The 19,933-nt window shown below is 69.4% G+C and carries 21 protein-coding genes; 10 read left to right on the top strand and 11 right to left on the bottom strand.

Annotation, left to right across the window (positions count from 1 at the left end):
• Positions 1–85 precede the first annotated feature (85 nt).
• A complete protein-coding gene (locus WHN02_RS20220) occupies positions 86–286 on the bottom strand; it encodes a helix-turn-helix transcriptional regulator (protein WP_434740271.1) in 201 nt (66 codons plus the stop codon).
• Positions 287–719: 433 nt separating this feature from the next.
• On the opposite strand from WHN02_RS20220, the gene WHN02_RS20215 reads away from it, so the two are divergent.
• A complete protein-coding gene (locus WHN02_RS20215) occupies positions 720–1,598 on the top strand; it encodes a helix-turn-helix domain-containing protein (protein ID WP_434740270.1) in 879 nt (292 codons plus the stop codon).
• Between the two features lie 821 nt (positions 1,599–2,419).
• Here WHN02_RS20215 and WHN02_RS20210 read toward each other — a convergent pair.
• The 3 genes from WHN02_RS20210 to WHN02_RS20200 all read right to left on the bottom strand — a co-directional run bounded on the left by WHN02_RS20210 (position 2,420) and on the right by WHN02_RS20200 (position 3,702).
• Complete coding sequence (locus WHN02_RS20210) at positions 2,420–3,031, bottom strand: DUF6879 family protein (protein ID WP_434740269.1); 612 nt, start codon at positions 3,029–3,031, stop codon at positions 2,420–2,422.
• A gap of 50 nt (positions 3,032–3,081) precedes the next feature.
• On the bottom strand, positions 3,082–3,315 hold the full coding sequence (locus WHN02_RS20205; RefSeq protein WP_434740268.1) for a hypothetical protein: 234 nt from the start codon (positions 3,313–3,315) through the stop codon (positions 3,082–3,084).
• Positions 3,316–3,465: 150 nt separating this feature from the next.
• Positions 3,466–3,702 (bottom strand): hypothetical protein, encoded by a 237-nt coding sequence (locus tag WHN02_RS20200; protein ID WP_434740267.1) that lies wholly within the window; start codon positions 3,700–3,702, stop codon positions 3,466–3,468.
• 433 nt (positions 3,703–4,135) lie between these two features.
• On the opposite strand from WHN02_RS20200, the gene WHN02_RS20195 reads away from it, so the two are divergent.
• Complete coding sequence (locus WHN02_RS20195) at positions 4,136–5,035, top strand: hypothetical protein (protein ID WP_434740266.1); 900 nt, start codon at positions 4,136–4,138, stop codon at positions 5,033–5,035.
• Positions 5,032–5,241, top strand: coding sequence for a hypothetical protein (locus WHN02_RS20190; protein WP_434740265.1), 210 nt, complete (start codon positions 5,032–5,034; stop codon positions 5,239–5,241). Before WHN02_RS20195 ends, WHN02_RS20190 begins: the two co-directional genes overlap by 4 nt.
• A 12-nt stretch (positions 5,242–5,253) precedes the next feature.
• Here the strand turns inward: WHN02_RS20190 and WHN02_RS20185 are convergent, their stop codons facing one another.
• Complete coding sequence (locus tag WHN02_RS20185) at positions 5,254–5,781, bottom strand: hypothetical protein (protein ID WP_434740264.1); 528 nt, start codon at positions 5,779–5,781, stop codon at positions 5,254–5,256.
• 403 nt (positions 5,782–6,184) lie between these two features.
• Here WHN02_RS20185 and WHN02_RS20180 point away from each other — a divergent pair, with 403 nt between their 5' ends.
• From WHN02_RS20180 to WHN02_RS20155, 6 genes are all read left to right on the top strand, one after another.
• Positions 6,185–8,719 (top strand): GmrSD restriction endonuclease domain-containing protein, encoded by a 2,535-nt coding sequence (locus WHN02_RS20180; RefSeq protein WP_434740263.1) that lies wholly within the window; start codon positions 6,185–6,187, stop codon positions 8,717–8,719.
• Between the two features lie 42 nt (positions 8,720–8,761).
• Positions 8,762–10,909: a UvrD-helicase domain-containing protein gene (locus WHN02_RS20175; RefSeq protein WP_434740262.1), complete on the top strand. Its 2,148-nt coding sequence runs from the start codon at positions 8,762–8,764 to the stop codon at positions 10,907–10,909.
• Between the two features lie 21 nt (positions 10,910–10,930).
• On the top strand, positions 10,931–11,599 hold the full coding sequence (locus tag WHN02_RS20170; RefSeq protein ID WP_434740261.1) for a DUF6308 family protein: 669 nt from the start codon (positions 10,931–10,933) through the stop codon (positions 11,597–11,599).
• Position 11,600: 1 nt separating this feature from the next.
• Entirely contained in the window at positions 11,601–11,852 is a 252-nt protein-coding gene (locus tag WHN02_RS20165) for a hypothetical protein (RefSeq protein WP_434740260.1), read from the top strand.
• A 271-nt stretch (positions 11,853–12,123) separates the two neighbouring features.
• Positions 12,124–12,705, top strand: a complete 582-nt coding sequence (locus WHN02_RS20160; protein WP_434740259.1) for a hypothetical protein — start codon at positions 12,124–12,126, stop codon at positions 12,703–12,705.
• Between the two features lie 525 nt (positions 12,706–13,230).
• A complete protein-coding gene (locus WHN02_RS20155) occupies positions 13,231–14,070 on the top strand; it encodes a hypothetical protein (RefSeq protein WP_434740258.1) in 840 nt (279 codons plus the stop codon).
• A gap of 210 nt (positions 14,071–14,280) precedes the next feature.
• On the opposite strand, the gene WHN02_RS20150 is transcribed toward WHN02_RS20155, so the two are convergent.
• From WHN02_RS20150 to WHN02_RS20135, 4 genes are read right to left on the bottom strand one after another with little or no spacing between them, the layout of a single operon-like run.
• Positions 14,281–14,565, bottom strand: coding sequence for a hypothetical protein (locus WHN02_RS20150; RefSeq protein WP_434740257.1), 285 nt, complete (start codon positions 14,563–14,565; stop codon positions 14,281–14,283).
• Entirely contained in the window at positions 14,565–15,707 is a 1,143-nt protein-coding gene (locus WHN02_RS20145) for a WXG100 family type VII secretion target (RefSeq protein ID WP_434740256.1), read from the bottom strand. Before WHN02_RS20145 ends, WHN02_RS20150 begins: the two co-directional genes overlap by 1 nt.
• Complete coding sequence (locus WHN02_RS20140; protein WP_434740255.1) at positions 15,704–16,045, bottom strand: type VII secretion target; 342 nt, start codon at positions 16,043–16,045, stop codon at positions 15,704–15,706. Before WHN02_RS20140 ends, WHN02_RS20145 begins: the two co-directional genes overlap by 4 nt.
• A complete protein-coding gene (locus WHN02_RS20135; RefSeq protein WP_434740254.1) occupies positions 16,032–16,445 on the bottom strand; it encodes a YbaB/EbfC family nucleoid-associated protein in 414 nt (137 codons plus the stop codon). The genes WHN02_RS20140 and WHN02_RS20135 overlap by 14 nt, the downstream gene beginning before the upstream one ends.
• A 151-nt stretch (positions 16,446–16,596) precedes the next feature.
• Here WHN02_RS20135 and WHN02_RS20130 point away from each other — a divergent pair, with 151 nt between their 5' ends.
• Entirely contained in the window at positions 16,597–18,000 is a 1,404-nt protein-coding gene (locus WHN02_RS20130; protein WP_434740253.1) for a serine/threonine-protein kinase, read from the top strand.
• A 105-nt stretch (positions 18,001–18,105) separates the two neighbouring features.
• Here WHN02_RS20130 and WHN02_RS20125 read toward each other — a convergent pair whose 3' ends face one another.
• Both WHN02_RS20125 and WHN02_RS20120 read right to left on the bottom strand, forming a co-directional pair.
• Complete coding sequence (locus WHN02_RS20125; protein WP_434740252.1) at positions 18,106–19,170, bottom strand: NYN domain-containing protein; 1,065 nt, start codon at positions 19,168–19,170, stop codon at positions 18,106–18,108.
• Between the two features lie 52 nt (positions 19,171–19,222).
• Positions 19,223–19,918 carry a DUF1028 domain-containing protein gene (locus WHN02_RS20120; RefSeq protein ID WP_434740251.1) on the bottom strand — a complete coding sequence of 232 codons (696 nt, stop codon included), beginning with the start codon at positions 19,916–19,918 and terminating at the stop codon, positions 19,223–19,225.
• Positions 19,919–19,933: the final 15 nt, after the last annotated feature.

The following is a 19,933-nucleotide window of genomic DNA, read 5'->3' as shown; positions in this document are numbered from 1 at the left end:
CGGTGTGGGGCATCTGGAGATGCGACGGACGCGTAGGCGGAAGACGAATGAGAAGCAGGGTGGCCTGGGGGTGTACCCGAGATGCCTACTCTTCGGTGTCCTGGATGTCTGGGCGGTGGGCCTTGATCCAGCGTTCGACGTCTTCGGTCTCCCAGATCCGGCCGACGGAGAGTACGGCCACCGGGTCCGGGAAGGACTTCGAGTTGGTGATCTGGTAGGCGCGCGTACGGGAGACGCCGAGCATCTCCTGGATTTCCTGGCTCGCCACCAGCCGAAGCTTCCCCACGCTGTCACGGTAGGAGCAGGCGAACTGAACGCTTGCACATTGACTATGTGAACTCATCACTCGCTTAGATGCGTGTAGACTGCACACCTGTTCACCAAAAGAGGTGTCGATGCAGGGGAGGGCCCATGGCCGGGCGGTGGAAGTGGTTCCTGCGGGTGGGGGAGGTGTCGGTGGACCTGACCGGGCAGGTGGTGTCGGGCGGGGACGTGCCGGGGTGTTGGCGGCGGGCGACGGCTGAGGGTCGCGTACCCGATGGGGCGGTGACGTCCCGGTGTGACGACGCGGTGGTCTTCGTGGTGCCGGCGCAGCGGGGCTCGCGGCCGGCGAGCCGGTCGACGGTCCGACCCGCTGGGCGCGACGGCAACCAGCGTCGGTGGTTCCGGCCTGCGCCGTCTCCGGCTAGGCGGCGTCCGCAGCTGGGAGGGCAGGGGCGATGACTGAAGGTGCGGTGTCGGGCGTGCCCCGGCGGGTGTTGGGACGGGCGTTGCGGGAGTTGCGGACCGGGGCGGGGGCGACCCTGGACGGGGCGGCCGAGTCGTTGGGGTGGAGCCGCAGCAGGATGTCCCGGATCGAGGGCGGTGGCGGCCGGGTCCGGGGTGCTGACGTCCGCGCCGTGTGCGAGCGGTACGACGCCTCGCCCGAGCTGACCGCCGCGCTGGTGACCCTGGCGGGGGAGGACGGGTCTGCGGGCTGGTGGCATGCCCACGGGGGTCCGCTTCCGGCCTGGTTCGACGTGTACGCCGGGCTGGAGGCCGACGCCTGCCGCCTCCGTGAGTACCAGAACGGCCTGATCCCCGCCCTGTTCCAGATCCACGAGTACGCGCTGCGGGCCGAGGGGCGGCTGCCCGCCGGTGAGCGGGACCGGGTGGTCGGGGCACGGCTGGCCCGGCAGGCTCTGCTCCGGCGGACGCTGCCCGCGCCGCCGCAGGTGGAGGTGGTCCTGTCAGAGGCTGCGTTGGTACGGGCAGTCGGTGACCCGGCGATCGGGGCGGATCAGCTTCGGCACCTGCTGGAGGTGGGGCTCCTGCCGCATGTGTCGATCCGGGTTCTGCCTTTCGCGGCCGGGGTCTGCGCGGGTGTCCTCGCGGGGTCGTTCGTCCTGCTCGACTTCTCACCCGGCGACGGGGCCGAGCCTGCCCTGCCGGTGGCGTACCAGGAGTCGGCGGTCGGCGCGCTCTACCTGGACGGGCCGAGGGAGGTGGCCGTGTTCGAGCGGGCCTGGGCCAGCTTCGACCCTCTCGTCCTCGACCCGGACCAGTCCAGGATCCTCATCGAGATGATCCTGAAGGAAGCCGGCCACGACCAGAGCTGAGCGGATGCGCAGGTGAGCGGGGCGTGGGATGCCGGGACTGGAGGAGTTGTTCTTCCGGTTCGCGCACCGGTCTGAGCGGGTCGAGCCGCAGCGGCGCGGTGAGAGCAAGGAGAGTCAGCTGCTACGCGGCGCGGTGACCTGTCAGCACCCGTTCGGTCGGTTGTCGGCGTGCTCTGGCCTGCGTTGACAGGAGCGGCGGTGTAGCTGTCAGGGCCTGTCAGACGACGAAGAGTCCGCCGTCGGCGAGGTCGAGGTTGTCCGCTAGCGGCTGGGCCTGGTTGTTGGGCAGCGCGGCGAGCCGGACTCGGGTTGTGGTGCCGCCTGGGAGCCAGACTGTCTCGGTCGGATGGTCGTGTGGGTGGCGGTGGAGCAGGGCACTGCCTCACCGAGGAGCTGGTGTAAGTGCTTTCAGCGCCTCGAAGGGCAGGCGTTGACACTGGTGGCGGCGAGGACCTGATGGTCGTCGAGGAGTTGAGGCAGTCCGTCGAGGCCGGTGATGTACGGGTGGCTGGCCGGGAGACCAGGGCAGCGCGATGCAGGCGTGAGAAGTCACCCCCAGAGAGAGAATCCCGTAGGGAGTCTGGATGAGGCGATCTTGCTCGCGGTTCTGTCGGCTGCACCGTACGCGCAGGTCAGAAGCCTGACAGGCCCGTGACGGACTGCTCGTTTGGGGGCTCGTCTCGCGACGCCCCCAAACGAGCCCCCGATGCCGCCCCCAAACGAGCCCCGAAGCGCAACCGCCTGGTGCGCAGCTCTGCCGGCGGCCAGGCCTGAAGGTGGCCGAGCCGCCGGGACCGGTCCGGCCCGAGGCCGTCCGCATCTCACCCCACGGTCGGCGGTTCCAGGGGCGCCACCTTTCGGGCGAAGAACTCGTCGAGCGGCTCGCCGTCGAGGTAGCGGGCCTCGATGAACTGCTGGCACCGGGCCACCAGTGCGGGATCCTCCCAGCGCCGGGCGGTTTCCAGTACGCCGTCGGTGTCGTAGACCGCCTCGTACATCACCTCGGTGCCGAGGGTGTACACCTCGGGCACCGGACCGGCTGTCTCGACGAAGGCGACCTGGTCGGAGTCGATCACCCGGGTCAGTCCGCCGTACTCGTGGCGTAGCCGCAGCACGTGCAGCTCCCACTGCAGGTAGGGGGTCAGCGGCTGGTCGACAACGCGGACCCGGCGGGTGGCGAAGCCGCTGTCGGCGATCCGGCGGTAGTAGACCTCGAACTCGTCGCGGCGATCGTCGAGGATCCGCAGCGACTCCTCCCACCGGCCCTCGGCGAACGCCCGCCAGCCCTCGTCGCCGGGCTCCTTGAAGGTCTGCTGCCGTTCCAGCTTCCAGAACCCCGGGGCAGTGGTCTTCCAGAACCGCGCCTCGAAGTCGGCCCAGTAGTCCTGGAGGCTCAGCAGCTCACCGGGATCCCGGCCAAAGAGCTCATGCATCGGTACGTCACCTTCGCCGCGATCATTGTCGATCGGGGAATGATGACAAGTCACTCGCCCGGATCGACGGACACACCGTCCCGCAGCTTCTTGAGCGGAAACTGGCCTTCCCCCTGAGATGTGGACACCCTGATATCCGCGTTGCCGGGCAGGTCGGTGCGGAGGTCGGCCACGCTCGTGATCACTTCGGACTTCTCGGTGTTCTCGCCGAGCCGGCGGTGGACCGCATCGTAGTGCCGTGACCTGTCAGCACCTGTCTGGTCAGAGTTGCCCTGGGCTTTCACCTGCGTTGACAGGAACGGCCGATCGGCTGTCAGGGTGTGTCAGGCGACGACGGGTCCGTGGTCGTCGAAGGTGTGGTGATCCGCTGCGGGCTGGTCGTGATCGGCGGGCGGCTCGGCGAGCCGGACCCGGATGGTGGCGCCGGCCGGGAGTCAGACCGTCTCGACCGAGTCGGTCGTGTGAGTGGCGGTGGCGCTGGGCGCTGCGCCGTCCAGGAACCCGGTGACGTCGTCCTTCGCGGTGTTCGACGGTGAAGGCGTCGTGACTGTTCGAACCAGTACCTGGGTGGGCTCGGGCCGGTGGTGGGTGGCCGGAAGGCGGTGGGTGATGTACAGGTGGCCGGCCAGCAGGCCAGGGATACGCGATGCGGGTACGAGCAGGCTCTCCACCGATGCGCTCGCCACCGACGCGTCACCCCGGTGGAGAGAGAATCCCGTAGGGAGTCTGGATGAGTCGATGTTGCTTGCGGTCCTGTCGGCCGCTCCGTACGCGCAGGTCAGGTGCCTGACAGGCCCGTGGCGGTGTGCTCGTTTGGGGGCTCGTCTCGCCGACACCCCCAAACGAGCCCCCGATGCCGCCCCCAAACGAGCCCCGAAGCGCAAAAAGTCTGCTGCGCAGCTGCCAGCGGCCAGGCCTGGAGGTGGCCGAGCCGCCGGGACCGGTTCGGCCCGAGGCCGTCCGTGCGCATCTCACCCCACGGTCGGAGGTTCCAGGGGCGCCACCGTTCGGGTGAGGAACTCGTCGAGCGGTGGTGCCGCTGCAGGAAGGTGGTAGACGCGTACGCTGGTGCGGTCGGAGTTACGCAGCGTGGAGGAGGTGGCGATGATCAGTGATGGTTCGCAGGTCGCCGACCTGACCTTGCGGGCGGTCGGTCCGGCTACCGAAGGCGGTCGGCTCCCGCTTGCTGAGTTGTCCCGACTGGCCAGCGGGCTGCAGGCAACCCTGGAGTTGTTGGCGCTGAGTATCGCCGGCAAAACCACCGGGGTTGGTCGGCGACCTCGGGAGATCGTGGACGCGGTGCGGCTCGACTTTGTGGGGTTCCGCGCGGGCTCGGCCGTGCTGGACATCGCGCGCACAGGGCAACTCCAGATCGACGAAGGGGTGCTGGAACAGGCGTTGACGGCGCTGGAGGAGGGGACGAACAGCCTTCGTGAGCAGCCCGACGTGCGCCCGCCGCACTTCGGTCCGCAGGTGCTCAACCAGCTCAGAAGCCTGACCGGAGGCATCAGCACCAGCAACGTCACCAGAATCGAGTTGCGACAGGCTGATCGATCCCGCTTCGTCATCGACGACGCCCTGCATAAGGCTGTTCGCCGAACATCCTTCGAGAAGATTGCTCAGGAGTCGACCGTGGTCGGTCGGCTTCACACGGGTGATTTCTCTCCCGCGACGTTGCGCTGTCGAGTCGACACGTACGCGGGAAGTATCTTGTGGGACTTCGACTCGGATCTACGAAACGCCGTGCTGGATGCTATGGACCAGATGGTGATGGCGGACGGCATCGCCGAGCTTGAGCCCAACGGAGTGACCATCCATATTCTGCACCTGTCGAATCTCCGCCGTATCGATACTGCCGAGCCGAAGAGCCTGGAAAGCCTTGCTCAAGCACAAGGAATCACCCCGGTCAGTTCGGTGGAGGAGCTGCGAGGCGAATCGATCGGTGACATGAGTGACTTTCTGGCGGCGCTGCGCTCGGCCAGAGGTGAGGACGAAGGCGAGTGAAGCGGGTTCTCGTCGACACGGACGCCTTCTCGGTCATCTGGCAGGGAGCAGACGAACACGCTGGTCCCCCCGGTCACCCGTTGGGACAGGCCCCGCAGACAAACGACCTGTGGATCTGTGCCACAGCGATCCGCTACGAAGCGCCGCTGCTCACCCGGAACCGTCGGCACTTCGATGGCTTTCCCGGGCTCGCCGTGCTGCCCTGACCCGGTGGGCCGTCACGGCCAGGACGTCGGAGATTCGCCGAAGGCCCGACGACTGGCCCGCACCGCCACGGCGGCGAGGGCGGCGTTGGCGGTCCCACCGATCACGGCGCCGATGCCGAAGGGGGCCACGCGACCGAGAACGATGATCCCCTGCTTGGTCCCGTACTTCGTGACGAAGTGTCTGCCCAGGATCGCGTTGATCTGGCGCAACGTCTCGACCGGCACCCTGGACACGATCTGACGTCCCCAGTGCTGGCCCGTACGTTGTGCGATCTTGCTGATGGTCTCGGTGGCGGACCCGCCGAGCATGACTCCCAGGACGATCGTGCGACGGCGTTCGATCTCGTCGATGCGGACCCCGTGGACCTCGGCGACCGAGAGCGCGAAGAGGGCACTCAATTCCAGGGAGGAGAGGGCTTCTCCCGCCGACATCGCCAGCGCGACTCCCGTCCCGACGCCGGGGGCCGCTGCGGCTCCGCCCACCGCGGCGCCCGTTCCGGCGAGCGCGCTGACGTACATCCGCTCCAGACTGCGGATCACCTGTGCCGGTGTCGCCTCGGGGTTGCGCTGCCGGGCTCGGGCGATGTTTTTGCGGACCAGTGGGGTCTGGAGGTCGATCGCCCAGGCCGCTGCGCCCGGTCGGCTGCTGCTCGGCGAATCGAATCCACAAGGTACAGATGAGCAGAGTTCGTGAGTCGAAGAAGAGATGTCGGAAAGCCGACGGCGGATCCGCGCAGCCGCCTCTTGCCTGTCGAGGGGGACCAAAACCTGAGAAAGAGCAGGTGAAAAGCTCGTCGGTACGGCGCACGGGATCCGTCCGTCGGGGCTGTCGAATCGGTACCAACCGGTGGCACTGCGTACCGTTCGTGTGTTGCTCGGCGTACCCAAGATCTGTTTGGCTTACCGGACTCAACGGGCAGACCCACACAGGACGGAGGCCGGGATGGTCGCGGCTGCGGAGACCACGTTGCAGGGTCTGCTGGAGGGCACCAGGCAGTACCTGGTGCCGCTCTACCAGCGGACCTATTCGTGGACCGAGCTTCAGCTCGCCCGGATCTGGGACGACGTCTGCCAGCTCGCCAGGGACCGGGCCGACCACCCGGACGCCACCCACTTCATCGGGTCGCTGGTGCTCGCGCCGAGCCCGGCCACCGGCCCGGTCGGTGTCGCCGAGTACCTGGTGGTGGACGGCCAGCAGCGGCTCACCACGCTGACCATCCTGCTCTGCGCCATCCGGGACCACCGGGCCGAGCACGAGGGGCCGAAGCACCGGCTCCGGCTCGACCAGCAGTACCTGACCAACCCGTTCGAGGAGCAGCGCTGGTTGAAGCTGGTCCCCACCCAGGCCGACCGGGACGCGTACGTGGCCTGCGTGAAGTCGACGCCGCAGGTCGGCGGGGACAACGCGGTGGGTCGGGCGTACCGGTTCTTCGCCGACGCCCTGAAGACGGTCGGTGACGGTGAGGAGCCGATCGCCGTCGACCAGGTCGAGAGCGCGGTGATCACCGGGCTGGCGTTGGTGGCGATCACCGCCAGGCCCGGTGACAACGTCTACCGGATCTTCGAGTCGCTGAACAACACCGGGCTGGCCCTCACCCAGGCCGACCTGCTGCGCAACTACATCTTCATGCGGCTGCCCACCCGGGGGCAGGCCGTCTACGAGTCGCTCTGGCGGCCCCTGCAGCAGCGGTTCACCCCGACCGAGCTGGTCCTGCTCTTCTGGCTCGACCTGGTCCACCGCGACCCGAAGATCAAACAGACCGACACGTACGCCACCCAGCAGGCCCGCCTCGACAGACTGCGCACCGAGGCCGACGTCGAAGCCGAGGTGGAGCGGTTCGGTCGGCTCGGGGCGCTCCTGCGGGTGATCCTGCACCCGGCCGAGGAGCAGGACCCGGGCGTACGGCAACGGTTGGAGCGGCTGAACGCGTGGGGCACCACCACCGTCTACCCGGTGCTGCTGCACCTGCTCGACCGACGGGACCGGGGCACGGCGACCTCCGAGCAGATCGCCTCCGCCATGCTGTACCTGGAGAGCTTCTTCGTCCGGCGGCTGCTGATCGGCCGCAGCACCATGAACATCAACCGCATCCTGCTCGCAGTGGTCACCGAGATGGACCGGGACCTGCCTGTCGACGAGGCGGTGCGCAGGTACCTGTCGACGGGCCGCAAACACTGGGCCACCGACGCGAACCTGCGCGACCTGGTGCCCACCATCCCGTTCTACCTCAACGGACGGGCCGGTCAGCGGAGCCTGGTCCTGCGCTGGCTGGAGGAGTCCTACGGCAGCAAGGAACCGGTGGCGCTGGAGAAGCTGACCATCGAGCACGTCCTGCCGCAGACCCTGAGCCCCGAATGGGAGCAGATGCTCGCCGCCGACCTGGAGGACGGCGAGACCACCGAGGCGGGGCACGACGCGCTCGTGCACACCCTGGGGAACCTGACCCTCACCGGCTACAACTCGGAGCTGAGCAACAAGCCGTTCACCGCCAAACGGGCCGCCCTGGCCAAGAGCGGTGTCCACCTGAGCCGGGACATCGCGGCCCGACAGCGGTGGGACTTCACGGCGATCCTGTCCCGGGCCGAGGCCCTCGCCGAACGGATCATCACGATCTGGCCTGGCCCCACCGGGGATACCGGCACCCAGTCCGAGGTGGCCTGGGACGTGCTGGCGAAGGCCCTCGCCGAACTGCCGGCCGGCTCGTGGACCACGTACGGCGACCTGGCGGCCCTGATCGGCACGGCACCGCAACCGGTGGGGAACCGGCTGGCCGGCCATCCGACCCTGAACGCCCACCGGGTGCTCCAGGCCGGCGGGATCGTCGCCGGTAACTTCCGGTGGCTCGAACCCGACCGTGACGACGACCCCCGTGACGTGCTGCGCGCCGAGGGCGTGACGTTCGACCAGCACGGCCGGGCCGACCCGGCCCAGCGGATCACCGTCGAGGAGCTGGCGCAGCTCGCCGGGGTGACCCCGGCCGAGGTTCCCGAGCCGCGATCGCGCGCCCGAGGCGACGTCGACCACGCCGCGCGGTTCATGGAACAGCTCACCGCGTCCCAGGGATCGGCGGTCGCCACCGCCACCGCCGTCGTGCTCGACGCCTGGACCTCGATGGGCGGGCGACTCGGCCACGGCGACGGCGCGGAGACCTCCTGCTTCCTGTTCGCCCGTGGCAGGGAACACGAACTCGGCAACATCTGGCCGTTGGCGATCTACCCACGGGGCAGGGTCGAGGTGGTCTTCCAACACCTCAGCATCCGTACGCCCTTCGACGACGTGGCCCTGCGGGAGGAGCTGCGGCAACGGCTGAACCAGCTGCCCGGGGTGCAGATCGACGCCGTCAAGCTCACCCTCCGGCCGAGTTTCCCGTTGACGGTCCTCGCCGACACCGACGCCCGGGAAGCCCTGCTCGACCACCTGAAGTGGTTCTACGACCGGGCGCAGCTCGACGGACCCGACGACGCCGACCCGGCCTGACAGCTCCGCCCGCCCCGACGAACAGCCCCGGAGGTCCCGCTCGTGCCGCAGCTCGCCTTCGCCAACAGCTTCTGGCAGAGCTACGACGTCCTGGAAAAACCCGTCCGGGCGGGCGTACGCAAGGCGATGGCGAGGTTCCAGCAGCTCACCATCGCCGAGCTGCACGCCGACAAGGGGCTGCACCTGGAGTCGGTGCACAACGCGCGGGACCCCCGGATGCGGACCATCCGGATCAACGACTTCTGGCGTGGTGTCGTGCTCGCCCCCGACGACGGCAGCGACACGTTCCTGCTGATCAACGTGGTGCCGCACGACGACGCGTACACGTGGGCGGCGAAGCGGCTCTACACGGTGAACACCGCCACCCGGGCCTTGGAGGTCCGCAACGTCGTCGCCATCGAGCAGCTCACCCCGACGTTGGAGAAGGCCGCCACGACGGCCCCGACGCTGCTGTTCGCCAGGCACTCCGACACGGTGCTGCGCCACCTCGGCATCGACGACCAGGTCCTGCGGGCCGTCCGGACCGTCATCGACAAGCCGCAGCTGGAAGCCTTCGGCACGCTCCTGCCCGAAGACCAGTTCGAGGTGTTGCAGTACCTCGCCGAGGGCCTCTCACCGGACGAGGTCTACCGCGACGTGGTGGCCGAACGGCGGCCCGCCGACGCCCCGGAACAGCCGAGCGAGAGCCTCGCCGTGGCGATCGGCAACACCGCGAGCCGGATCACCCTGGTCACCCGGCCCGACGAGCTGGCCGACATCCTGGACAAACCCTTCGCCGCCTGGCGGGTGTTCCTGCACCCCACCCAACGGCGGGTCGCCTACCGGGTGTCGTACCGGGGACCGGCGCAGGTCACCGGTGGCCCGGGCACCGGCAAGACGGTGGTGGCGCTGCACCGGGTCAAGCACCTCCTGACCCGCTCCGCCGACGCCCGGGTGCTGCTCACCACGTACACGAACGCTCTGGCCGGGACGCTGCGGGAGCACCTCGGACTGCTGCTCGGCGACGAGGCGAAACTCGCCCGGGTCGAGGTGACGACGGTCAACGCCTACGCCAACCGGGTGCTCCGGGCCTCGGCCGGGCGGGTCCCCACCCCGATCGGCGACGCCGACGAGCGGCAGGTCTGGCGACGGGTGTGCCGACGGCTGACCCTGCCCTGGCCCGAGCAGTTCCTCGCCCAGGAGTTCCGGCACGTCATCCTCGCCCAGGACGTCCGCACCCGGGAGGCGTACCGGACGGCGGTCCGTCGGGGTCGCGGCACCGCCCTCGGGATCCGGCAGCGGGACCGGGTCTGGGACGCGGTGGAGATGTTCACCGCCGACCTCACCGCCGCCGGCACCCTGACCCACCTGCAACTCTGTACGCGGGCCGCGGACCTGCTCGCCGAGGGCGGCTCCGCCGACCACCGGTTCGACCACGTCGTGGTGGACGAGGCGCAGGACCTGCACCCGGCCCAGTGGCGGGTCCTGCGGGCCGCAGTCGTCCCCGGGCCGGACGACCTGTTCATCACCGGCGACCCCCACCAGCGCATCTACGACTCCCGGGTGTCACTCACCTCGCTCGGCATCTCCGTCGCCGGACGCAGCAGCCGGTTGCGCATCAACTACCGCAGCACCGAGGAGATCCTCACCTGGTCCACGAAGGTCCTCGTCGACTCGACAGTCGAGGACCTCGCCGGTGACGGGGAGGACTCCCTCACCGGATACCGGTCGCTGCTGCGGGGCAGACGCCCCCGGACCCAGGGGTACGCCACCGGCCAGGCAGAGATCGCGGCCCTCGTCGAGCGGGTACGCCAGTGGCGCGGGCAGGGTGTCGCGGCCAGCGAGATCGCCGTCTGCGCCCGGTTCAACACCGTCCTGTCCGACGTGTACGGCGGTCTCACCGCCGCAGGGATCCCCGCCGTACGGGTCCGTGACCAGCCCGGTGCCGACGTCGACGGCGTACGGCTGGCCACCATGCACGCGATGAAGGGCCTGGAGTTCCGGTGTGTGGCAGTGGTCGGGGCCACCGCACGGGCGGTCCCGTTCGCAAAGGAGATCACCCCACCCGAGGTCGACCAGGCCCAACACGACAGCGACCTGCTCCGGGAACGGTGCCTGCTCTTCGTCGCCAGCACCCGGGCCCGCGAGGTGCTCGACGTGTCGTGGAGCGGGCAACCCAGCCCGTTCCTGCCCGCCGTCCCATCCCGTTGACGACTGAGGAGACCCGTGCACATGCCCCTGTCGCTGGCTCAGATCCTGGCCGTACTGGACGACCCTCGGTCGACACGTGACCTGAAGCGCTACTTCCTGGCCACCGGCGCGGACGCCTTCACCGGCGGTCAGTTCGAGATGCTCGGCGGAGGGGGCGACCGCCCGGAGACCGCAAACGTCGTCACGGCGGAGGACCTGGTCGCGGTAGGGCTGCTCAGCGTCCGGATCCACCCCCGGACGGTTCTCGACCTCCTCCAGGGTCGGCTCGGCGAGCAGGTCTCGGCGGAGCTGTCCGGCATCCCGGTCGACGTCGACCTCGGTACGGAGGCAGCGACTCGCCTGATCACCGACGGCGGTCACGCGGTCGAGGCGTGGAGGTTGTTGCGCCACACCGACGACACCGGGTGGGTGACGGCGGGGAAGCTGCTGGCCCGTAAGCGTCCGAGGCTGGTGCCGGTGTACGACCGGGTGGTCCGCTGCGCGTACGGGACGGGTGCCGGATTCTGGGAGTGGCTGCACGGCAAGCTGCAGGAGGACGGCGGCACTCTCGCCGAACGGCTCGACGCGTTGCACGCCGAGGTTGGTCTGCCTCCGGCCGTGCAGCGACTCCGGGTGCTCGACGTGGTGTTCTGGATGCGCCACCGTCGGGTGCACCTCGCCGCACGCTGCCCCGGCCTGGAACTGCCCTGACATGGCCGTCGACAACGGAGGCGAGCGGACGATCGTCGTCACCCTGCGCGGTGTCGGTCCCGATCAGTACGCGGACATCGCCAATGCGATCTGGATGCAGTTGACGGCCGTCGGCTGCGACTTCGGCGTGGCGCCTGACGCCGAGCAGGCTGCCGTCGAGATCGACGAGCGGTGGGACGAATACAGCAACGTGTCGTGGCGGTCGGGTGGGCGGCGAGGCACCCCACAGTACGAGACAGCGCGGAAGCCCTGACCGGGCGACCCGGATCGAACCGCCGACAAAGTCGAGGGACTGTAGGCCAGGGCGGGTAGGACTCCGGCTGTTGCCGGATCGGGCCGGCCATGCTGGAATGGCACACATCGCCGCAGTGTGGGGGCAACCACGCTGAGAAACGGCAACCTCGGGAGCATCGCAGTGCCGGCAGCGCGCCGCTTGGACAGGCGCGCACGTGCCGCCTCGTCGGGTCACCTTCACGACGACGGGTGCCAACGCACCAGGACCGGCGACGAGGTGAATAGCGATCATGTTTTCTCGGGAACGTTTCGCGGGGTGGTACCGGCACCGCTTCGCGGGGGTGGCGGCCATCCTGCTGGCATCGGCCGGTGTGGTCGTACTGGTCAATGTGGCAGGGCCGGAGACGGAGCAGGTTGATCTGCGAGGGCAGATCATCACCCGGATGCGTACGACGCTGGAACAGGCGGACCCGGAACAGCACCACCACGCCGGCCACGATCCCCGGCAGGTGGCCACGGGGGAGGAGACGAAGCCGGCGGTGGTCTGCGGGGTCCACGTCTACGGCTACGAGCCGGCCGAGGTCACCGCGCTCGCCGACGTGGAGACGGTCTACGCCTTCCACCTCTGCGGTATCGCGGAGCAGAAGCGTCCCTGGGACGTGGCGGTCAAGTTGGTCGGTCCGCTGATCATTGACATGTCGACCGAGCCGTCGGGTATTCAGGTGGTCGAGGCGACCGAGGACGTCCGGTTCGTCGACCGTCTGTGGGAGATGTTCCCGGCCAGGTACGCGGAGCTGGCGCAAGCGGAGGCGTTGGGTGAGTCGGAGATGGCCGACCTGCGCCGCCGGTACGACGCCGCAGCCGGGCTCTGATGACCCGGGGCTGACGTGCAACCTGCCGACTGTTCGCCGGGGACGAGGTACGGCGCTCGGGTGCGGCAGCGCGACCGGGTCTGGCACGCCGTGGAGATGTTCACCGCCGAACTCACCGCCTCCGGAACCCTTACCCACCTGCACCTCGCCGCCCGTTGCCCCGGCCTGACACTGCCCTGAACCGGCCACCGCAGATCGATCACTCTTCTCGTGCTTGCCCAGGACCAGTCCCGAGTCACCGGGAGGATCCCGGAGGTAGAGCTCGCCCCGCGACCACAGCTGATCGCGGTGGGGCTCGACCCGCTGGCGACGTCATTGGTGATCAAGACTCCTGGTCGTCAGGATCAGCCCTGAGTGTGGACCGCAGGTCGTGGCCGGTGGCGGCCGGGCCTGCTCGTCCCCCGGTAGAGCCGGGAGTGCTGCTCGGAGGCCTCCGATAGTTGCAGACTTCGATTTAAGCTGAACCGGTTCGGTCCGACAGGCGTAGGGAGGTGTTAACAAGACCGTCAAACAGAGGACTCGATCATGAAATATTCCACTCTCGAAGCCTGGGATCTACTGAGGAAGCACCTGCACCCACAGGACGTCGAGCGCCTGTCGCAGCGTGAGCAGCACGTACGTGGTGCGGTCGCCGACAACCGGGACGTGCAGCGTGCGCTCGAAGCGATCGAGGACAACCTGCAGTACCGCGGATCCCTGGGGATGCAGTTCGCGAACCTGCCAGAGTCGAACCCCCGTCAGCAGGCGGACCGTCAGCCACCGTCTTCCCCGCGCACCCTGGACCCCTACGGAATGGAGGCTGCCGTCCGAGCTCAGGCCAGGGTCTCCGATCGTGTTCTCGAGGATCTCTACCGAGAGGTGAACAAGGCTGTAGCCAAGGCCGAGAGTGCCTCCGCGCCGCCTGGCCACGCCGCTCCGGCCCCGCACCAGGCGGCCAACCTGCCCGCATTCGTCCCCCTGGGTGGTCCCCCGGGGTCCGGTCAGTACCCCCTGCCTCAGCAGCCGATGCCCTATCAGCCGCAGAACCCCCAAGCCCTGATGGCGCAGCTGGCGGGATTCCGGATCGGCCAGGACCCGAACACGGCCGGCCCCCAGCAGCCCGGCTACGCGCCGACGCCTCAGTGGCAGGGGCACGGCTATGCCAGCAGCAGCACCACCCCGGTGCCTCAGCAGCCCGGCTACGCGACGACGCCTGAGTGGCTGGGTCAGGGCTACAGCAGCGGTAACACCACCCCGACGCCTGAATGGCGGGGTCAAGAGGGCGGTAGCGGTAGCACCACACCGACACCTCAGCGGCCCGGCCAGCCGACGCGGCCTCAGTGGCAGGGTCCGGGCCACGGCGGCGGCAACACCCCTACGCGCTGAGCCCTCCTCGCCGACCGATCGCGAATCCGTCCCAGGTTCCACGGATAGAAGCGACCGGGTGACGAGGGGCCGGACGACCGTCCTCAGGCAGGGCTGGACCTCGTGCTGGTGATCCGAACGCCCGGGTCACCAGCACGGTCCAGACCGCGAACAGCGCTTCCCGCCGTACGAGCTGCTGCGCGCGAGGGGGTGCCGGAACACCAAGGAACGTTAAAGGGCCAGACGATAGTCGGGAATCACCGGCTCGCGGTCTTCGGCTGGCACCGCGAGAGATCGAGTGGTGGCACCGGGTGGAAGCAGGGTTCGGGAAATGTGAATTCCTTCCAGGCAGGTGTCGCACCAGAAGGAAGCAAAGCCGAATCGCTCCCCTGGTGGCGCGGTGAAGACCAGTCGCAGCGTCGGGTTGCCGCAGTTCGGGCAGGGTGGCTCCGAGGAAGCTGGCAGGGAACGATAGACCTTCTCGTAGGCTTCCACCCAATCATCAAAGCTCGCCATCAACGGTTCCTCTCCGGTCTTACGGTCTGGTTCTGCCACCACTGTTCCTCGTGCGCGTAGGCGCGGTCTTCGAAGGCCTCGGCCTCCCTTGCAGTCCTCGGATACGGTTGACCGCTTCGGAGTTCCGCTGCATGGAACCGTTCATGCTCCAACGTACGGGCGAGGTCTTCCTCGCTGCGAAAGGCATCGCGGCACAGGATGACGGATTGGTCAGGTTTTGTCATGCCGCACACCCCCGACAATTTGTTGTTAATGGCGATCCGGATGGCGGACATGTCAATGCCGTACTTGGTGGCCACGACGTTCACCGAACCAAGGTTCATCGGCATTCGCGGTCCAGACCCTCTTCCACGTACCCGATTCAGCCCTTCCGCATCCGCCGAGGGCGCCTTGAGTCGGTTCAGGGCTTCCTTGAGTTTGTTGATGAGGTCGGTGAGGCGGCGGGTGGTGGGGATGAGTTGGCGGAGGCTGTTGATGAGGGCGCGCAGGAGTCTGGTGATGCGGGCCGCCCAGGTGGCGACGGTGGTGGTGACCTGTTGGACGACGAGGGGGGTGGCGAGTCCGGCGGTGGCGACGAGTTCGGCGGCGTAGACGACGAGGCGGGAGACGCAGGTGGCGATGGCGTCGCGGACGAGGAGGCGGACGGCGGCGACGAGGCCGGCGGTGGTTTCGGTGAGGGTCGCCATGGTGTCGGCGGCTGCGGCGAGGGTGGTGATGGTCTGGTGCTGGTGTGAGGTTCGGGTGCGGTAGGTGGTGGCGGCGTGGCCGGTCCAGTCGGTGAGGTCGGCGCGGACGTCGCGGGTGAGGTCGGCTGCGGTGTCGCGCAGGTGGGTGGCGGTGTTGCGCCAGGTCTGGGCGTGGGCGGTGATCTGGGCGGGGTCGCCGGCGAGCCAGTCGAGGGCTTCGCTGAGGGGTTTGACGTGTTCGATGAGCCAGGCGATGCCGTATTGGAGGAGCGCGCCGGCGGGGTCGGTGACGAAGGCGAGGGCGTCGAGGCCGGCGCTGACGACGCCGAGGGTGCCGTCGATCCAGTTTCCGTTGCGGATGCCGGTGTGGATGAGTTCGATGTCCTCGGCGATCCAGAGTCCGGCCCAGGGGGTCGGTCCGGTGGCGGTGGCGGGAGCGACGAGCGGGTTGGTCACCGCCGGTGTCGGATCCGGTCGAGCTGGGCGGCGGCGCGGGCGTCGGCGGCGCGGTAGTGGTCCGCGCCGGTCCGCACCCGCCCGGCGGTGTCGCGCAGCGCTGCGGCCGCGCTGTCGATGCCTTCGACGAGGGTACGTTGCAGCCCGTCGAGCAGCACCGGCACCATCGCGCAGAGCTGCCCGTACGCGTCGGCGCCGAGGCGGACGTGCTGGCCTGCGGCGCGGGCGGTGTCGAGGCGGGCGGCGGTGCGGTCGAGGTGCCCGGCGTGGACGGTCAGGTCCTCGGGGCGGACGTGGATGCCCGCCGAGGACGCCCCACCGCCGTCAGAGTGGGCCACCGGTGCCGGTCCGGTCAGGGCCGCCCTGGTCGGAGGCGAGCCGCCGGCGGTAGGACTCGACGACGGCCTGCCCGGCCGGGTCGTCGCCGAGGGTGTCCCGGGCCGCCTCGGTGACCCGGCCGACCAGGTCGGCGTAGGCGGCGCGGGTGGCCTGCAGGATCTGCCGTGCGGTGTGGGTGGCGGGGTGCCGCCGGACGGTGTCGTCGAGCCGCAGGTCGATCAGGTGCCCGGACGCGTCGACGGTGGCGGTGACCAGTCGGTCGGGGCTGTGAGCGGTGCCGGTGAGCTGCTGCACCCTCGTGGCCAGGGCCGCTGCCCGCTGTGCCTGTCCGGCGAAGGTGGTCTCCCAGTCGTCGAGTCGACGTGCCGCCGCGTCCAGGGCGTCTTCGTCCGCCCACATCCGGCCACCTCCACCATGGACCGAGCCCCGGGCGTCACCGTAGCGTACGGATCGATCGCAGTGTGTACCGGAACACGGCATGGCACCCACTACAGTGGACCACGATTTGGTTAACCTTCGTAACCGATCGGCGCAGGTGACTGGAGCGGTAGTGGCGCGAAGAACACTGGTCAACGGCCGCTATGAACTCCTGGAACGGCCCACCGAGCAGGGGGCCATGGGGGAGGTCTGGTTCGGGGTCGACACCCGACTGGAGCGGCAGGTGGTGGTGAAGTTCATCAGGTTCTTCGCCGGTGACCCGAAGGCCGAGGACGACTACACCCGCAGGTTCGTCAGGGAGTCGCGGATCACCGCCCGGCTGGAACACCCCGGGGTCCCGGCGGTGTACGACGTGGGGACCCACAAGGGGCGGCCGTTCCTGGTGATGCAGCGGATCCAGGGGGTCAGCCTGCGTACCCTCCTGCTCGAACAGGGACGTCTCCCGGTCGGGTGGGTGGCGGTGGTGGCCGCGCAGGTCTGTGCGGTCCTGTCCGAGGCGCACCGGGTGTCACTGGTGCACCGGGACCTGAAGCCGGGCAACCTGATGTTGGAGCCGGAGGGCACCGTGAAGGTGCTCGACTTCGGGCTCGCCGTCGCTCCTGCGTCGTCGGACTTCTCCCGGGTCACGATGACCGGGCACCTGCTCGGCACTCCCGAGTACATGGCGCCGGAGCGGATCGAGGCCAACGTCAGCGGCCCGGAGAGCGACATCTACGCGCTGGGGTGCACCGTCTACGAGCTGCTTACCGGGAAGCGGCCGTTCGCCGGGGCGACGCCGTTCGACGTGATGAACAAGCAGGTACGCGACGAGCCGCCGCTGCTGCGTACGGTCCGGCCGGAGGTCCCGGTGGGGCTGGAGGCGCTGGTCCTGGAGATGCTGCGCAAACGGCCGGAGGAACGGTTGTCCGACGCCGACGTGGTCCACCAGCTGCTGTTGCCGTTCGTGGACGATCTCCAGCCGATCCCCGGCGTGGTCGAGTTGTCCACCACGACGAGTGCGGTGCGCCTCTACGCCCGGGTGGTGAGCCGGATCCTCGCCGCCGCGCCGCGCGCCGTCACGGCCGGCAACCTCCGGGACGGGCACGTGTTGACGTTGCGGTCGGAGCAGGCCGACGCGTTCTTCGCCGACGGTGACTACCGGCAGGCGGCAGCGGTCTACCGGTTGTTGGCCGACGACGTCGCGGCCCGGCACGGTCCGCTCTCGGAGCGGGCGCTGAATTACCGGTCGAGGGTGGTGACCTGTCACGCGCTGCTGGGCCTCACCGACCAGATGAGCGAGGAGCTGGCGGCGCTGATCGACGACCACACCAAGGTCTTCGGGGCGGCCGACCACCGGACGGTGCAGCTACGCCGTCAGCTCGGGTTGCGGCGGATGGGTCGGGTCGGTCCGGACGGGGTCACTGTGGGCCGGACGGACTTCCCGGTCGACCTGCCCCGTCGGCAGGCCACCGAGGCGACCGACCTCACCGCCTTCGCCAACCTGCGCAAGCCGTTCCGCCTCAACCGGCCGTCGTGACCGCTGCCCCGAGTCCGGCGGTCGTAGCGGCGGCCCGGAGACCGGCGGTCGTAGCCGCCGCCTGGAGACCGGCGGTCGTAGCCGCCGCCCGGAGCCCGACCGGCGTCACCGGGCCGGGTGCAGCAGGTAGTCGTCGGCATCGGGGCTCCACGCCAGGTCGACCACCCCGGCCGTGGCGGCGGCCTTGCAGAACTGGAGGAACCCCCGGTATCCGAGTCGCTGTTCGCTGAAGTCGGGGCGGGCCCGACGGAGGTGGTTCTTCAGGCCCGACAGTGCGACCGGGTTGCCCCCGGCGGCCAGTTCGGCGACGACGGTACGGAGCAGCCCGAAGGCCGCCTCCCGGTCGTCGTGCTCGGGCAGGGAGACCTCGGGGTCGCCCTTGGCCGGGCCTTCGCCCAGGTCGACGATGTTGTTGGCGGCGAGGTGGCGCAGGAGTTCACCGAAGGTGCGGAAGCCGTAGTCGGACTCGCTGAAGGTGGGGTCCTTGCGCAGCAGGGTGACCTTGAGTCGGGAGGCGGTGACCACCCCGCCGCCCTGCAGACCCGCCACCGTCTGTGCGACGACACCGGCGAGGGCGTCGACGTCGCGTACCGACTCGGTGTCGGTGGGGGTGGCGACCAGGTCCTGTTCGGGCTGGGCGGTGGTCTCCGGCTGCCGGGTCGGGCGGCTGCGCCGGGTCCGGGGCGACGGGATGTCGACGCCTTCGAGTCGGTCGTAGTAGAGGAACTCGTCGCAGGCCGGGGGCAGCAGGGCCGAGGTGGACTTCTCCACCCCGACCCCGATCACCCGCTTGTTGAGTTCGCGGAGCTTGTGCACCAGCGGGGTGAAGTCGCTGTCGCCGGTGCAGATGACGAAGGTGGAGATGTAGTCGCGTTCGAAGGCCAACTCCACCGCGTCGACGGCCATCTTGATGTCGGCGGCGTTCTTGCGGGAGGCCCCCATCCGCTGGGGGATCTCCAACAACTCGACGTGGGACCGGGTGAGCATCCGGCGGTCCTCGTCGAAGTACGACCAGTCGGCGTAGGCGCGTCGGACCACCACCCGTCCCCGTTCGGCGAGGGCGTCGGCGATCGGGCGGAAGTCGAAGGGCCTGCCGCCGTGGTGGTCGCGTGCGCCGAGGGCGAGGTTCTCGTAGTCCAGGAACAGGGCGATCCGGTCTTCTTGATCCACGAGGTCAGGGTACGCCCGTCACCGTCGTCCGCCGGGCGTGTCGCCGTCGGGGTCAGGCACCGGCGGTGCCGCCGTCGAGGACCTGCCGGGCCGAGGGGCCCATCGGGTCGTCGCGGGTGGGCAGCCCTCGGACGATCGGCAGCATCTGCTCCTGGAACACCCCGTAGAGGCGGCGCAGTTCGGCGGCCGGGTCGGCGTGGTCGTCGACCCGCAGGTCCCACAGCGGGTACGGCTCCTCCCCGGTGACGGTGATCGTCGCCGACCCGGCCCCGTCGCGGTCGCCGCCGTTGTGCTCACCGGCCTCGATCGCCGACAGCAGCCGTTCGACGAGGTCGAGATCCGGATTGTCCTGGTACGCCGTGACGATGGCGTCGAGGGTCTCCGGCCCGGCCAACCGGTTGCCCTGGGCGGCGAAGCCCTCTCCGACGTGCTGTCCCGACCAGGGGAGGGTCTGTGCGCCGGTGAAGGCGTACGCGTGTCCGTGCGCGTCGACGATGCCCGCCTGGCGTACCTCCCGACCGGGGTCGCGGGCCAGGAGGGTGTCGAGGACCTCCCGGGGGGAGTGACCGTCGGCGAGCATCGGCAGGCCGTCGTAGGCGAGGTACGGGTTGTGGGTGGCCTGGGTGGCCACCGCCCCGGCCCCGGTGCGGACGTGGGACAGCAGCTTCCCCACCCCGGCGGTGGCGGTGAGGGCGGCCACCCCGAGGTGGCCGGTGCGGGGGCACCGGGCGACGATCGAGAAGGTCATGCCCGGTGCATACCC

The organism is Micromonospora sp. SH-82, from assembly GCF_051132485.1.
Taxonomy (GTDB): domain Bacteria; phylum Actinomycetota; class Actinomycetes; order Mycobacteriales; family Micromonosporaceae; genus Micromonospora.
The sequence above is the reverse complement of the archived record's forward strand: the minus strand, read 5'-3'. Positions and strand labels throughout refer to the sequence as shown.